Raw genomic sequence first — 12,749 nt, 5'->3', positions numbered from 1 at the left:
AAATACGCCCTGTAACGGTTGCTCGTTCGATCATGGGCGTTGGGCAGGCCAGTCTTTCATGCGCAGGGCATCGCCCGTGCCGTTGCGTGCCGCAAGACGCCGGCCGAGGAAAGTGTAGAAATACCAGTCCAGGGCAAATCGCGGCGTGTAGCGGTAGATCAGCCGTTCGGCCCGTGTCCAGCTTACGGCCTTGCGGCATGATCGCCGCGCTGAGGGAAAACAGACATGATCCCGGTCGTAGATGGCGCGGCCATGCGTCATCACGCGATGCACGATTTCATGATCCTCAAGGACATAGGGCCATCGTTTGGCGTCGAAGCCGCCTGCTGCCCGCAAGGCATCCGTGCGATAGGCCTGGGCATAGCCACCGGCATGACATTTCGCCGAGAAACGTCGGCTCTTGCGCAGGATGAAATCGGTCCGTTTTCGTGACTCAGCGCTCTCCAGCGGCGCATAAAGGTCGATGGCCATCACCGAGGCCGCTTCCGGATCGCCCGTAAACAGGTCGAGGATGCGCTTTACATAGTCGATCGGATATTCCGTGTCCGCATCACAGATCGCCACAAAGGCGGTCTCAACCCTCGACAGGCCAAGCGCCATGGCGTGAATTTTCCCGGGGGTCGGGCACGACAATATCTCTGCCCTGGATCCGAGAGATCGGGCTGCCTCGCGCGCTTGTTCGGTGCCGTTGTCAGTCGAGCCATTGTCGATAAGAAGCAGTCGGAAACGAATATCACTTTGAATCGCAAGGGTCTGAACCGTCTTGTCGATCCAGCCTTCCTCATTGAAGAAAGGCAGAATGATGGTCAGCGAGGACATCAGGCAGCACGAAAATTGCTGAAGCCAACGACGTTGCCTCGGCGCTTGTCTGCAAGCTGCGTGATGACCGCCGCTGCCCGGTCTGACGACGGTCGGCCGTCCAGATCGAAGCTGTCGGCGAACAGATTCTCCTGAATGGCTTGGTAGTGATCGCGATGCAGACCATTTGCGCGGGCGAGAGCCGGGCCAAGATCCTTGGGATCCGAGATGACTTCGCCGGCTCGCCAGTGCGCAAAGTTCGGATCCCCCCGCCAGTCGATGCCATGGCTGTTGAGAAACACACAGGGTCGCGGACGCAGCAGAAATTCATAGACCTGGCTACTCGCGTCGCCCAGATAGACATCGGCGATCAGCGTATAGCTCATATCGGTCGATGCCCGGCTGCCGAGGTCAATATGGATATTGTCGCCATGCAGAAAGCGCTTCGCGATGGTCCCCGGGCGATTGACGCTCAACTTGTCTATCGTGACTACGAACGGCCTTTCGAAGAGCATTACATGGGGTGCAAAAATAAGCTCTTGCGCATCCCGCTCGACGAAATGATCGAGCACCTGTCTGCCATGCTTGTACCAGGAAGAAAGATGCGGCGAGCAGTGCGGATTATATAAAATGATCGGCCGCTCGCGGGAAAAATGCTGGGTTCTGCCCGCCTGCCGAACAAGATCGAATTTGGGATAGCCCACGATGCTGATGGTAGAGGGATCAATCCCGGCTTCAGCGATCAGCCGGCGACGGATCTTCTCGCCCGAACACAGAACATGGTCGAACCCGGCACTGGCCTTGTCAAAGCCGATCGCACGATCGCCCGCGCCATGACGCGTATGAATCATGAAGAGCTTGTCGAGGCCATAGCGCTTCTTGAGGAGCAGAGATGTCTTCTCCGCCACGACAAGCATGTCCAGGCTACGGAAAAATTCGAGATTGTCCCGATAGAGCAGCAATTTCCTGGCCGGGATCATGCTGCCCAGCATCCCGACAAGCCGCTCCGACCGCGTCGTCAGGCCGAGTTCGACATGCTGGATCCTTGATCCCAGTAACGGTCCCGCCAACCGCCGCACCTCATGGGCCAGGCGATCATTTGTTGTTGCGATGATGATCTCGCCGGCAAAACCGCCCGCAGCGAGTGAAATCGCTATGGGCAGGCTGTGGGCCAGTTGGTGGATCTGATCATGGTTGAACAGGAAGCCGATGCGCATGGGGCGCTGACGCCGTGGCACTGGAGCCACCTCAGCTCACGAACGAAAAATATTTGCGGAAGGCGCCATCCGATGAGTTTTGCGATCTGGAGCTTCGTTCTCTCCATATTCTGTACGATTGGCCCGTTGATAGCAGGGCGCTTTCAGACCTGTGGCTTGAAGGTCAGTTGCTGCGGGCAATTACCTTCAATGCCATTCCGGCGTTGCTGCTTTCCGCCATTTGCGCCGTTCGTTCCGTCCTGCAGAATATCCGGCAAGCCGTTGCGCAGACCCGACCTGATCGCATCGACGGGCGATGCCATATCATCCTTGGGGCTGAAGCGTCGGAAAGGTGACTTGCACACACATGCCGGCACTATCCTCACAGATTGTGCAATGTGCTTGATGCAAGTTCGCTATCGCGGCCACGAGCGCCAGCCCCAATCCGGAGCCCTCGGTGTTGCGACTGGCATCCAGGCGATAGAAGCGACCGAACACCTTTTCCCGCTCGTCTGCTGGTATGCCTGGGCCATCATCGCAGATCTCGATGACAGGCGAAGTATCCTGATAGCGGAGTCGTGAGGTGATCCGTGTGCCGGCAGGCGTATGAACGAGGGCGTTTTCGATGAGGTTGATCACCAATTGGGTAAGCAACTCGCCATCGCCATGGATCAGAATATTTCCGGCATGGTCGGCAAGGAGATGGTGGTCGCCATCTTCCGCAACAGGCTCATAGAGTTGCTGGATCCGATCCATGAGTTCGCTCAAATCCACGGCCTTGAACCGCCTGCGCCCAATTCCTCCCTCCACGGTGCCAATGCGCAGAAGGGCGTTGAATGTGGCAAGCAGGCCCGATGTCTGTGCCAGCGCTGCCTCCACTGCCGCCGGCTCGATCGGATCGGCATCCCGCATCTGCTCCAGTTGCTGGTGCAGCCTTGTGAGGGGGGTACGCAGGTCGTGGGCTATGTCGGTGGAAACCTGGCGGAGGGCCTCCATAGCCGCCTCGTTGCGATCGAGCATGATGTTGAGATTGTGGGCGAGCCCGTCAAATTCCGGGCCAAAGCCGATCATCGGCAATCGCTCCTCCCGCTCGCCTTCGACAATCCGGCTTACCGCCAGATTTACGCGTTCCAGGCGCCGCAGGAATAGGACGGCCGCCAGGAAACCGCCCACCAGAACGAACAGCGTAATGCCCACCCCGCTGAGCAGGGTGAAGGCAAGGAGGCGACTGCGCAGATCCAGCACATCGAAATTGTCGGTGGCGACGACCAGCGTCAGGCCGTCCGGTAGGCTCGTCCCCAGCGCCGTCAGCGTCTCCAACCGACCGCTGACCGGGCCGCTGTCATGCTCAACCATTTCGAGCGCATATGTGCCAACCCGGGCCGCGCTGACCGGCAGGTCGCCGGCAAGACGCCGCCGCTGCGCATCGACCAGCAGATAGTGAAATTGCGCGTCATCGCCCACGCTCTGGTGGCGCGCGATGGCATCGGTCAGGCCCGATTGTCCTAGCTGCGCATATTCGCCGCCAAGGATGGCAACTTCCGCCTTCAATCGGCCGCTCGTCGCCTCGGCTGCATAATGTCCAATCTGGCTCCGAACAGTGAACAGAAGTGCCCCAGCCCCGATCGCAAAGATCAGGGCCAGCAGCACGGCAAATCGAAACGCCGCGCTACGCAAGGGCGCACGCAGCACGGCTTCAAACGTCATCGATACGATATCCCGCCCCGCGCACGGTCTGGATCAGTTCCCTGCCAAATCCGCGATCGACCTTGGCGCGCAGCCGACTGACATGGCTTTCGATGATGTTGGTTCTCGGATCAAAATGGAATGACCAGACATTTTCGAGGAGCATCGTCCTTGTGACGATCTCCCCGGCATGCAGCATCAGATATTCGAGCAGCTTGAATTCCTGCGCCTGCAATTCGATCCGATTACCGCCTCGGAGCACCGTTCGCTTGATCCTGTCCAGGCTGAGATCGGAGACCTCAAGAACGGAAACTGTTTCGGCGATGGGCGGACGACGCGCCAGCGCATTGACGCGGGCAAGCAGTTCGGTCGCGGCGAAAGGTTTGGCGAGATAGTCATCTGCGCCCGCTTCAAGCCCCTCGACGCGGTCTTCGACGCCATTCATGGCGGTGAGGAACAGGGCTGGCGCTCTCACGCCAGCTGCGCGCAGCGCTTTCAAGACCGCCAATCCGTCAAGGCCCGGTACCATTCGGTCGAGAATGAGGACGGCATGGTCCCCGCTTGATCCCAGGAAGATCGCATCGCGGCCATTGTCGCACACATCCAGCACATGACCGGCAGCAGTCAGGACGCGCTCGAGATGGACGCGCGTCGTTTCATCATCCTCGAGCAGCAGCAGCTTCATCGCCCGTCCTCATCGCACGATCCTGGTCTTCAACAGAAGGATTTTGCTTCATCTTCCTTCGTCCCCGCAAGTTGGGGATTATCAATGTTCGCGTCACGCTGCGCGAAACTGGCGACCGCTAGAGCGGGTAATGCGCAGATTCGCGCAGGAGGATATCGCCATGAAAAGGATGCCAACCGCCCTGGCGGCTGCCCTGATTGGCAGCATTGCCACGATGCTGCCCGCCGCGCCCGCTGCAAAACTCAAGGGCAGCCAATATGCTGCTCAATCCAAGCTCTCGCTCGCTGCTGCGCGGATGGCGGCGCTCAAGCTGCGCCCCGGCACGATAACCGATCAGGAACTGGAAAAGGAAAAGGGCGGCAGCGGACTGCGCTATTCCTTCGACATCATGAGCAAGGGACGGGCCTATGAAGTGGGCATCGACGCCGTGACGGGCAAACCGCTCGAAAATGTGCCTGAAGGCCATAACCCGGATTGAGCGCCTGGTACCGGGCCAGGCCAACCGGCCCGGTCGCTCCATAAACAGGGGTCAGCCTTCTCATGCCACGTCGCCTTCCCATGTCTGCAAGCCTTAGCCTGCTGGCACTGTCGCTTGCTGGCTGCGCGCATTATACGCCTCTGCCGCTCGCAACCCAGGCGCCGCTCGCGCCTGATCTTCGCTCGCTGGATCCGTCCATCCCCAGCGAACCGCTTGGCGTGGAGCAGGTGGTTACCCTTGCCCTTGCGAACAATCCCGATCTCAGGGCGATCCGGTTCAAGCGCGGCATCGCCACCGGACAGACATTGCAAGCCGGCCTTCTGCCCAATCCGTCGCTGAGCGGCGCACTGCTGCCGCTGCTATCCGGCGCCGGCAGCGTACCGGCGTGGAATCTGGGCATTGCGCAGGATATCAAGAGCCTGGTCACCTACCGTTCCAGGCGCCGTGCCGCCGCCGACAGTGAACAACAGGTCGCAGCCGACATCATCTGGCAGGAATGGCAGGTTGCAGGCCAGGCGCGCCAACTCGCCTGCGACCTCATCATGGGGAACCGCGCCCGCCCGAGCTATGCTGGAGCCTACACGCTTCTGGTCGAGCGCAACACCAAGCTTGAGAAGGCATTGGCAGCGCATAGCGTGACGCTGGTGACGGTCGCGCCCGATCGACTGGCTTTGCAGTCTGCCCGCGCCGCGCTCGATGCCCTGGATCAGCGTCAACTTGGTCTCAAGCATCAGCTCAATGCATTGCTGGGCCTCACGCCCGACGCGCAGCTTCCATTGGCCGAGCAGGTCGATCTCCCACCATTCGACATGGCAGCGATCAGGGCCGATCTTCCCAACTTGCCGGCTCGCCGCCCCGATCTCATAGCCCTGCGCATGGGCTATGCCTCGTCAGACGAGCAAGTGCGCCAGGCGATCCTTTCCCAATTTCCCGACATGAACCTTGGCGGAAGCGTCGCAAGCGACAATGCCAAGGTCATCAATGGTGGCCCGAATATTCAGATCGGCCTGCCGATATTTGATCGCAACCAGGGCAATATCGCCATCGCCCGGGCTACCCGCGAACAGCTTCATGCCGATTATTCCGCGCGGCTCGCGGCCACGATGGGCACAGTCGAAGCCATGTTGAGCGAGGCAGAGCAGCTTTCAGCCCAGCTCATGACGGCCCGGCATGATCTTCCCGCCGCACGCCTTGCTGCCGAGCGGGCACAGGCCGCCTTTGGCGCGTCCAATCTCGACGAGCGCGGCTATGTCGACCTCGTTTCCAATCGCTTCACCAAGGAGCAGGAAATCATGACACTCGAACTTGCGCTCCTCGATCGCCAGATCGCCATACAGACCCTCATCGGATCGGGCCTGCCCAAGGCAGATGCGCTGACTGCGCCGGATGCGGCACGATGAAGGGCGCAGCTTTCCTTGCGCCCATCGTCCTGCTTCTTGCAGGATGCGGAAATACGCCAGTGGCGCCGAGCGATGCGCCGACGACATTGGTCAGCACAGTGACAGCGCGGCGTGGCGCACTGCCGGCAACGCTCGACTGCTATGGCACCGTGGCACCTGCCATCAATGGAACACAGAGCCTGAGCGTTGCGCAACCCGGACAGGTTACCGCGCTGCTGGTAGCGCCCGGCACGGCCGTGAAAGCGGGCCAATCCCTGGCGACTTTCATGGTCGCGCCCTCGGCCCGCAGCGCTTATGAGCAGGCCTCGAGCGGGCTGGCTGCCGCGCGCAAACAGGCTGCGACGACAGCGCAACTCCTCTCGCAACAACTCGCGACCCAGGATCAGCTCACCCAGGCGAACAAGGCGGTTTCCGACGCGCAACATGCACTCGCAGCCCTTCAGGCGGAAGGGGCGGGGCAGGCAGCCCGCACGCTTGTCGCGCCCTTTGACGGGATCGTGACCAGCATATCTGTCGCACAGGGCGATCGCCTGCAGGCTGGCGCCCCGATCGTCACGGTTGCCAGGGCCGGTGGGATTGTCGTCACCGTTGGGGTCGATCCCGCCGTCCATGGCCGCGTAGCGGTAGGCATGCCTGCATCGCTCAAGCGGCTTTCGGGCGGGCAAAGCCTGGCAGGACAAGTCGTTCGGGCAGACAGCGCTCTTAACCCACTCACCCGACTGATCGATGTTGATGTCAGCTTCCCGGCTGGCGCGCTGCTCCCCGGCGAAGCCATGCAGGTAGCCATCGAGACCGGCCAGGTTTCCGGCTGGATCGTGCCACATCAGTCGGTGGTGACGGCTGGCGGCCCGGCCCGCCTGTTTCAGGTGGCCAATCGCCAGGCCCGGGCGATCCCGATCCGCATCCTGCTTGCCTCCGACCGGGGCGATGTCGTCGAGGGCGCACTTGATCCAGGCAAGCCGCTGATCGTCTCGGGCGCCTATCAGGTCAGTGACGGCGACGCCGTGCGGTGGAGCAACTGATGCTGGAATATCTGCTCCGTACGCAAGCGCGTACATTGGTTCTCATCGCCATGGCGCTTGCGCTGGCAGGTGTCGTTGCATCGCTATCGCTGCCCACGGGACTGTTTCCCCAGGTGTCCTTCCCTCGGGTGGTGGTCGATCTCAACGCCGGAAGCCGTCCGGCCGACCAGACGGCGCTCACAATTACCCGCCCGGCAGAAGAAGCGATCCGCGCCATACCCGGCGTCCAGAATGTCCGCTCGGAAACGAGCCGCGGATCGGCGCAGATCTCGGTCGATTTTGGCTGGGGGCGCGACATGGTCGCCAGCACTTTGCTGGTCGACACGGCTTTGGGGCGGATATTGCCGTCGCTGCCCGCCGGCACCCAATATGACGTCCGTCGCATGGATCCTACGGTCTTTCCGATCATCTCCTATGCGCTGGTATCCGAGCATGGCGACCCGGTGGCCTTGCAGGATTTGGCCACCTATCAGATCACGCCCCTGCTTTCATCGATCAATGGCCTGGCGCGTGTCGGTGTCCAAGGCGGTGATACCGCCGAGGTACAGGTGCTCGCCGACCCATATCGATTAGCCGATCACGGCCTGTCGATGACCGACCTGGCCAGCGCAATCCGCAATGGCAATGTGTTGAGCGCGGTCGGCCAGGTGCAGGATCGCGGCCGTCTGTCGTTGGTCATCGCCGACCGCAGCATCATCAGTGCGGGCGACGTCGGCAACATCGTCATCAAGGCTGCAACTGCCGGGATCGTTCACGTCCGCGATGTCGCGACCGTCCAGGACGGCGCGGTTCCGGTTTGGCAGCGCATCGTCGACGACGGCAAGCCTGCGGTGCTGTTCAATATCTATGAGCAGCCCGATGGCAACGCGGTCCAGATAGCCCGTGAAGTGCAGGCAAAGCTGGCTGGCGTAAAACTGCCAGCCGGCGTCAAGCTGGTGAACTGGTATGATCAAAGCGAACTGGTCACCCAATCTGCAGCAAGCGTGCGTGATGCCGTATTGATCGGCCTTGTCCTGGCCGGCCTCGTCCTGTTGTGGTTCCTGCGCAGTTGGCGCGTGACGCTGATCGCGGTGATCGTCGTCCCCGCCACATTGGCAGCGACAATATTGCTGCTTTCGCTGCTCGGCATGAGCTTCAACATCATGACCCTTGGCGGCATTGCAGCGGCCGTCGGCCTGCTCATCGACGATGTAATCGTGATGGTCGAACATATTGCGCGGCGGGCGGGCGCCCTTGGCAGCGATGGGAAGCCACTCGGCGACGCCGCCGTCCTGCCCGCAGCGCGAGAGTTCATGGTACCACTCACCGGCTCCAGCCTTGCCACCTTGATCGTGTTTCTGCCGCTGTCCTTCCTGACCGGCGTGACCGGTGCCTTTTCCAAGGCTCTTTCCATCACCATGGCCGGAGCACTGGCTCTTTCCTGGGCGATGACGGCCTTCGTCGTTCCGATACTCGCGCGCTGGCTGATCGATTTCAACCAGTGGCATGATCCTGGACTGGCCGGTGACGGACGTATTGGGCGTCTACATGAGCGTACGCTCGATCGCCTTTCGGCTCGTCCATGGCTCCTTGCCATGATCGCAGGCCCGCTGCTGCTGATCGGCTTTGTCGGCTATTCCAATGTGCCCACCGGGTTCATGCCGAAGGTCGATGAAGGCGGCTTCATCATGGATTATTTCACGGCGCCCGGCACATCGCTCGAGGAGACCGGCCGACAGGTCGGGCAGATCGATGCGATGCTGCGTGCCAATCCCCAGGTGCTGACCTTCTCGCGTCGCCTCGGCACCGGGCTCGGGGGCGACCTCGGACAAAGCTATCATGGCGACTATTTTGTGCGACTGAAGCCGGATCACAGCACGCCGACCGAAGTGCTTGCCGCCTCGATCGCAAGCGAGATCGCCATCAAGGTTCCCGGTGTTGAAGTGGAAGTCGCGCAGTTGATGGAGGATCTCATCGGCGATCTGACGGCTGTTCCTCAACCGATCGAGGTAAAGCTTTATGCCGCTGATCCTGGCATTCTACAGAGCGAGGCACGCAAAGTTGCAGCCTTGATCGGGCAAATTCCAGGCGTCATCGAGGTGAAGGACGGCGTGCAACTCGCCGGCGACGCGCTCAACGTCCATGTCGATCCTGTTCGCGCCGGAATCGAAGGAGTCGCCCCCGCAGATGTCGAGGCGCAGCTTTCCACCGCTCTTACCGGGGCGATCGCCACGACACTGGCGCAGCCCAGCAAGGCGGTCGATGTGCGTGTCCGCTTGGCCGAGACAATGACGCTCAGCCAGGATGGCCTGTCTCAACTGCCGATCCGGGCTGGCGACGGTCATATATTTCCGCTCTCGCGGGTCGCCACGATCGAGGCCGTCACCGGCCAACCGCAGATTGCGCGCGAGAATCTCGAGCCGATGGTGGCTGTGACGGGGCGTATCCAGGGGCGCGGTATCGGCGCAGCCGTCGGTGACGTAACCAGGGCGCTCGACAGGCCGGGGGCACTTGGCACCGGCGTGCGCTACGAAATGGGCGGCCTCTATCAACAGCAGCAGATCGCCTTTGCAGGACTGATCAAGGTGTTCGCCATGGCCCTGGTCGCCGAACTCATACTCCTGCTGATCCTGTATCGGCGCTTCTGGCTGCCGGTCATCATCATCGGCTGTTCCCTGCTTTCGACCACCGCCGTCTTTACGGCCCTCTGGCTCGCGGGCGTGGACCTCAACATCACCGCTCTCATGGGCATGACGATGATCATCGGCATCGGCACCGAAATGGCGATCTTCTACGTGTCCGAGTTCGAGGAACTCTGCCGCGTAATGCCCGCCGCACAAGCCACCCGGGAAGCCAGCCGGAATCGCCTGCGACCGATCCTGATGACGACCCTGGCCGCAATGTTGACACTCCTGCCGCTGGCGCTGGCTATCGGGCAGGGATCGGGCATCCAGCAGCCGCTGGCGATAGCGATCATCGCTGGCCTGCTGCTTCAGTTCCCGCTCGTGCTGCTGGCGATGCCAGTGCTGGTGCGACTGACTTTGCCGCGCGGCGAAACGGCACAAGCCGGGACGGGAGCCCTACCGGCCACATGACCATATCAAGAGGGCCAGCGCCCCAGCAGCAATCTGCCCATCTGAAGGAACAGCCCATGAAACATGCCCTCCTCCTTCTCGCCGCCCTGGCAGGAAGCGGCAGCGCGCTCGCTGCAGCGAGCCCCCCTCCTTACCGGATCACCGATAAAATTGCCGGACCCGATGGGGGATGGGACTATGCCCGCGTCGATAGCCGGACACATCAGCTCTATGTCGCCCGTGCCCGCGAGGTGACGGTAATCGACACCCGCACCCACAAGATGATCGGCTCGCTAGGCGTCATCGCTCACGGTCATTCTGCAGTGCCGGTCTCGGACGATCGACTTCTGGTGACCAGCGGCGACGATGCAAGCGTAAGATTCCTTCAGCGTGCCAATGGCAAGCAACTGGCACGCTTGACCGTCGGATTGAAGCCGGATGCGGCGATCCTCTCCCACGATGGCAAGCGCGCTTTCGTCATGAATGCGACAAGCGGCACGATATCGGTCGTCGATGTCCAGAGCATGAAAATCGAAAGAACAATCAAGGCGAAACCGGGCCTGGAATATGCGGTACTCGACCGGACCGGCACCATGTTCGTCAATAACGAGGATTTCAGCGAGATCGAACTGCTCGACACCATCACGGGAAAGATGGGACAGTCGATCCCGCTTCCTGGATGCGAGGGCCCCAGCGGCCTTGCTCTCGACGGGAAGTCTACCCGACTGATCGCCGCCTGCGCCAATGGCAAGGCCGCGATAGTGGATGCGCGAAGCCGCCGCTTGGTCAAGCTTGTAGACATTGGGCGGGGACCTGACGCAGTCCTGATCGACGAGACCCATAGACTGGCCTTCATTCCTTGCGGCAAGGATGGGGTACTCGATATCTTTTCGCTCGAGGGCCCTGAGGTCCGCAGGATTGGCCGCGTGGAAACCGAAATTGGCGCGCGCACCGGCGCGATAGATCCGGCCACGGGGACGATCTATCTTCCGGTCGCCAACATGGTATCGCCGCCGAGCGGCAGCGGACCTCTGCAGCCCATGCCAGGCAGTTTCCATGTGCTTGTGATATCGCGCCGCCAAATTGCGGGTTGATCGTCAAATACCTCAGCGAGGAACCTCATGCCCTCTGTCCTGCAGAAATTATCCGCCAGGCATCGTATCGACAGCTATATACTGGTCATGTTCCTTGCGGCAGCAGCGGGCATATTGCTCTTCCTGAAGCTTGGATCCGAAATATTGGAGGGCGACAGCTTCGCGATAGACCGATATCTTCTCCAGTGCCTGCGTCGCAGTTCGGATAGCGCAATTCCGATCGGCCCCGCCTGGCTCCGATCGGCAATGGTGGATATTTCCGCGCTGGGTGGCATCAATCTGCTGACGCTCATCACCCTGTTGGCATCGGGCTATCTTCTTGCTGCGCGAAAGCAGGTAACCGCCCTCTTTCTCCCGATCTCCATTGCGGCTGGCGCCGCGATGAGCGCGCTTTTCAAAATTGAATATGCAAGGCCGAGACCGGATATCGTCAAGCATCTGGTGGAGGTCAGCTCTGCCAGCTTTCCCAGCGGGCACGCGATGAACTCCGCTATCGTCTATCTTACGGTCGGCGCCTTGCTGGCCAGAGCCGAGCAGGCTCCTCGAGTACGGATCTACATCATCTCCGTGGCAATCTGCCTCACCCTGGCGATCGGCAGCTCTCGCATCTACCTGGGCGTTCACTGGCCGAGCGATGTGGTAGCGGGATGGTGCGTAGGAGCGAGTTGGGCGGCCATGGCGTTGCTGATCGCACATCGGCTGCCGGGCGCCAGAGCAGGCGTTGGGCCAGAATCTCTTTCCGGTTCGTCCGTTTATCTGTCAAATCGCGATCATGAGTCTTAGCGACGATAGCGATCTTGAGCTCATTTATGGCGTTCATCGTGCTGATTTACGTCGCTTTCTGATCGCGCGCGTCGGAGATGCTGCCGAAGCAGATGATCTGCTTCAGGAATTGTGGGTGCGTGCCAGGAATGTGGCGGCAGGGCCGATCGGCAATGGTCGCGCCTATCTTTACAAGATGGCCCAGAATCTCGTTCTTGATCGACTTCGCGAGCAGCAGCGGCGCATGGCTCGGGAGCGGCGCTGGAACGATCAGGAAACCGATTTCACGGCACCGGGCATCGACCCGGTCGATCGGTCGCAAACCGCCGAGGACCAGATCATCGCGCGCGAGGAAGTGCAGCGCATCAAAACGGCGCTCGAGACGCTGCCGGAAGGGGCAAGAAGGGCATTCGAACTGCACAAGCTTCGAGGGCTGACACATGGCGAGGTGGCTGCGCAGTTGGGCATCAGCAAGAGCGGCGTCGAAAAACATATGGCCGTCGCCATGAAATATCTTCGCCGCGCGCTCACGGACTGAGGTAATGCCGTCACGATATCGTCACACAGTGATCAAA

General features: G+C 61.1%; 12 protein-coding genes. 7 read left to right on the top strand and 5 right to left on the bottom strand.

Annotated features, from left to right (window positions below; all coding sequences use genetic code 11):
* Window positions 1–30 precede the first annotated feature (30 nt).
* The 5 genes from A0U87_RS05660 to A0U87_RS05645 form a co-directional block, all read right to left on the bottom strand.
* On the bottom strand, window positions 31–819 hold the full coding sequence (locus tag A0U87_RS05660) for a glycosyltransferase family A protein (RefSeq protein WP_010335869.1): 789 nt from the start codon (window positions 817–819) through the stop codon (window positions 31–33).
* The gene (locus A0U87_RS05655; protein ID WP_010335870.1) at window positions 819–2,015 is read right to left on the bottom strand and encodes a hypothetical protein; all 1,197 of its coding nucleotides are present in this window, start codon (window positions 2,013–2,015) and stop codon (window positions 819–821) included. Before A0U87_RS05655 ends, A0U87_RS05660 begins: the two co-directional genes overlap by 1 nt.
* A gap of 143 nt (window positions 2,016–2,158) precedes the next feature.
* Window positions 2,159–2,317 (bottom strand): hypothetical protein, encoded by a 159-nt coding sequence (locus A0U87_RS26115; RefSeq protein ID WP_017183059.1) that lies wholly within the window; start codon window positions 2,315–2,317, stop codon window positions 2,159–2,161.
* Between the two features lies 1 nt (window position 2,318).
* Window positions 2,319–3,701, bottom strand: coding sequence for an ATP-binding protein (locus A0U87_RS05650; RefSeq protein ID WP_010335871.1), 1,383 nt, complete (start codon window positions 3,699–3,701; stop codon window positions 2,319–2,321).
* Window positions 3,691–4,365 (bottom strand): response regulator transcription factor, encoded by a 675-nt coding sequence (locus A0U87_RS05645; protein WP_010335872.1) that lies wholly within the window; start codon window positions 4,363–4,365, stop codon window positions 3,691–3,693. Before A0U87_RS05645 ends, A0U87_RS05650 begins: the two co-directional genes overlap by 11 nt.
* Before the next feature lie 160 nt (window positions 4,366–4,525).
* Here A0U87_RS05645 and A0U87_RS05640 point away from each other — a divergent pair, with 160 nt between their 5' ends.
* The 7 genes from A0U87_RS05640 (at window position 4,526) to A0U87_RS05610 (ending at window position 12,712) form a co-directional block, all read left to right on the top strand.
* On the top strand, window positions 4,526–4,843 hold the full coding sequence (locus A0U87_RS05640) for a PepSY domain-containing protein (RefSeq protein ID WP_010335873.1): 318 nt from the start codon (window positions 4,526–4,528) through the stop codon (window positions 4,841–4,843).
* 80 nt (window positions 4,844–4,923) lie between these two features.
* Window positions 4,924–6,243, top strand: a complete 1,320-nt coding sequence (locus A0U87_RS05635; protein ID WP_010335874.1) for a TolC family protein — start codon at window positions 4,924–4,926, stop codon at window positions 6,241–6,243.
* A 59-nt stretch (window positions 6,244–6,302) separates the two neighbouring features.
* Window positions 6,303–7,265, top strand: a complete 963-nt coding sequence (locus tag A0U87_RS05630) for an efflux RND transporter periplasmic adaptor subunit (RefSeq protein WP_010335875.1) — start codon at window positions 6,303–6,305, stop codon at window positions 7,263–7,265.
* Window positions 7,265–10,339 (top strand): efflux RND transporter permease subunit, encoded by a 3,075-nt coding sequence (locus A0U87_RS05625; protein ID WP_017183062.1) that lies wholly within the window; start codon window positions 7,265–7,267, stop codon window positions 10,337–10,339. Before A0U87_RS05630 ends, A0U87_RS05625 begins: the two co-directional genes overlap by 1 nt.
* Before the next feature lie 56 nt (window positions 10,340–10,395).
* Entirely contained in the window at window positions 10,396–11,412 is a 1,017-nt protein-coding gene (locus tag A0U87_RS05620) for a YncE family protein (RefSeq protein ID WP_010335878.1), read from the top strand.
* A 27-nt stretch (window positions 11,413–11,439) separates the two neighbouring features.
* Window positions 11,440–12,195 carry a phosphatase PAP2 family protein gene (locus A0U87_RS05615; protein WP_017183063.1) on the top strand — a complete coding sequence of 252 codons (756 nt, stop codon included), beginning with the start codon at window positions 11,440–11,442 and terminating at the stop codon, window positions 12,193–12,195.
* Window positions 12,185–12,712, top strand: a complete 528-nt coding sequence (locus A0U87_RS05610; RefSeq protein ID WP_010335880.1) for a sigma-70 family RNA polymerase sigma factor — start codon at window positions 12,185–12,187, stop codon at window positions 12,710–12,712. The genes A0U87_RS05615 and A0U87_RS05610 overlap by 11 nt, the downstream gene beginning before the upstream one ends.
* Window positions 12,713–12,749 lie beyond the last annotated feature (37 nt).

The organism is Sphingobium sp. MP9-4, assembly GCF_005281675.1.
Lineage (GTDB): Bacteria > Pseudomonadota > Alphaproteobacteria > Sphingomonadales > Sphingomonadaceae > Sphingobium > Sphingobium yanoikuyae.
Note: the sequence above shows the minus strand (reverse complement) of the source record. Positions and strands in the feature narration are given on the sequence as shown.

What these genes read in the sequence shown, in the direction of transcription:
- A0U87_RS05660 (WP_010335869.1), bottom strand. Translation starts at nt 819, where the DNA reads ATGTCCTCGCTGACCATCATTCTGCCTTTCTTCAATGAGGAAGGCTGG.
- A0U87_RS05655 (WP_010335870.1), bottom strand. Translation starts at nt 2,015, where the DNA reads ATGCGCATCGGCTTCCTGTTCAACCATGATCAGATCCACCAACTGGCC.
- A0U87_RS26115 (WP_017183059.1), bottom strand. Translation starts at nt 2,317, where the DNA reads ATGGCATCGCCCGTCGATGCGATCAGGTCGGGTCTGCGCAACGGCTTG.
- A0U87_RS05650 (WP_010335871.1), bottom strand. Translation starts at nt 3,701, where the DNA reads ATGACGTTTGAAGCCGTGCTGCGTGCGCCCTTGCGTAGCGCGGCGTTT.
- A0U87_RS05645 (WP_010335872.1), bottom strand. Translation starts at nt 4,365, where the DNA reads ATGAAGCTGCTGCTGCTCGAGGATGATGAAACGACGCGCGTCCATCTC.
- A0U87_RS05640 (WP_010335873.1), top strand. Translation starts at nt 4,526, where the DNA reads ATGAAAAGGATGCCAACCGCCCTGGCGGCTGCCCTGATTGGCAGCATT.
- A0U87_RS05635 (WP_010335874.1), top strand. Translation starts at nt 4,924, where the DNA reads ATGTCTGCAAGCCTTAGCCTGCTGGCACTGTCGCTTGCTGGCTGCGCG.
- A0U87_RS05625 (WP_017183062.1), top strand. Translation starts at nt 7,265, where the DNA reads ATGCTGGAATATCTGCTCCGTACGCAAGCGCGTACATTGGTTCTCATC.
- A0U87_RS05620 (WP_010335878.1), top strand. Translation starts at nt 10,396, where the DNA reads ATGAAACATGCCCTCCTCCTTCTCGCCGCCCTGGCAGGAAGCGGCAGC.
- A0U87_RS05615 (WP_017183063.1), top strand. Translation starts at nt 11,440, where the DNA reads ATGCCCTCTGTCCTGCAGAAATTATCCGCCAGGCATCGTATCGACAGC.
- A0U87_RS05610 (WP_010335880.1), top strand. Translation starts at nt 12,185, where the DNA reads ATGAGTCTTAGCGACGATAGCGATCTTGAGCTCATTTATGGCGTTCAT.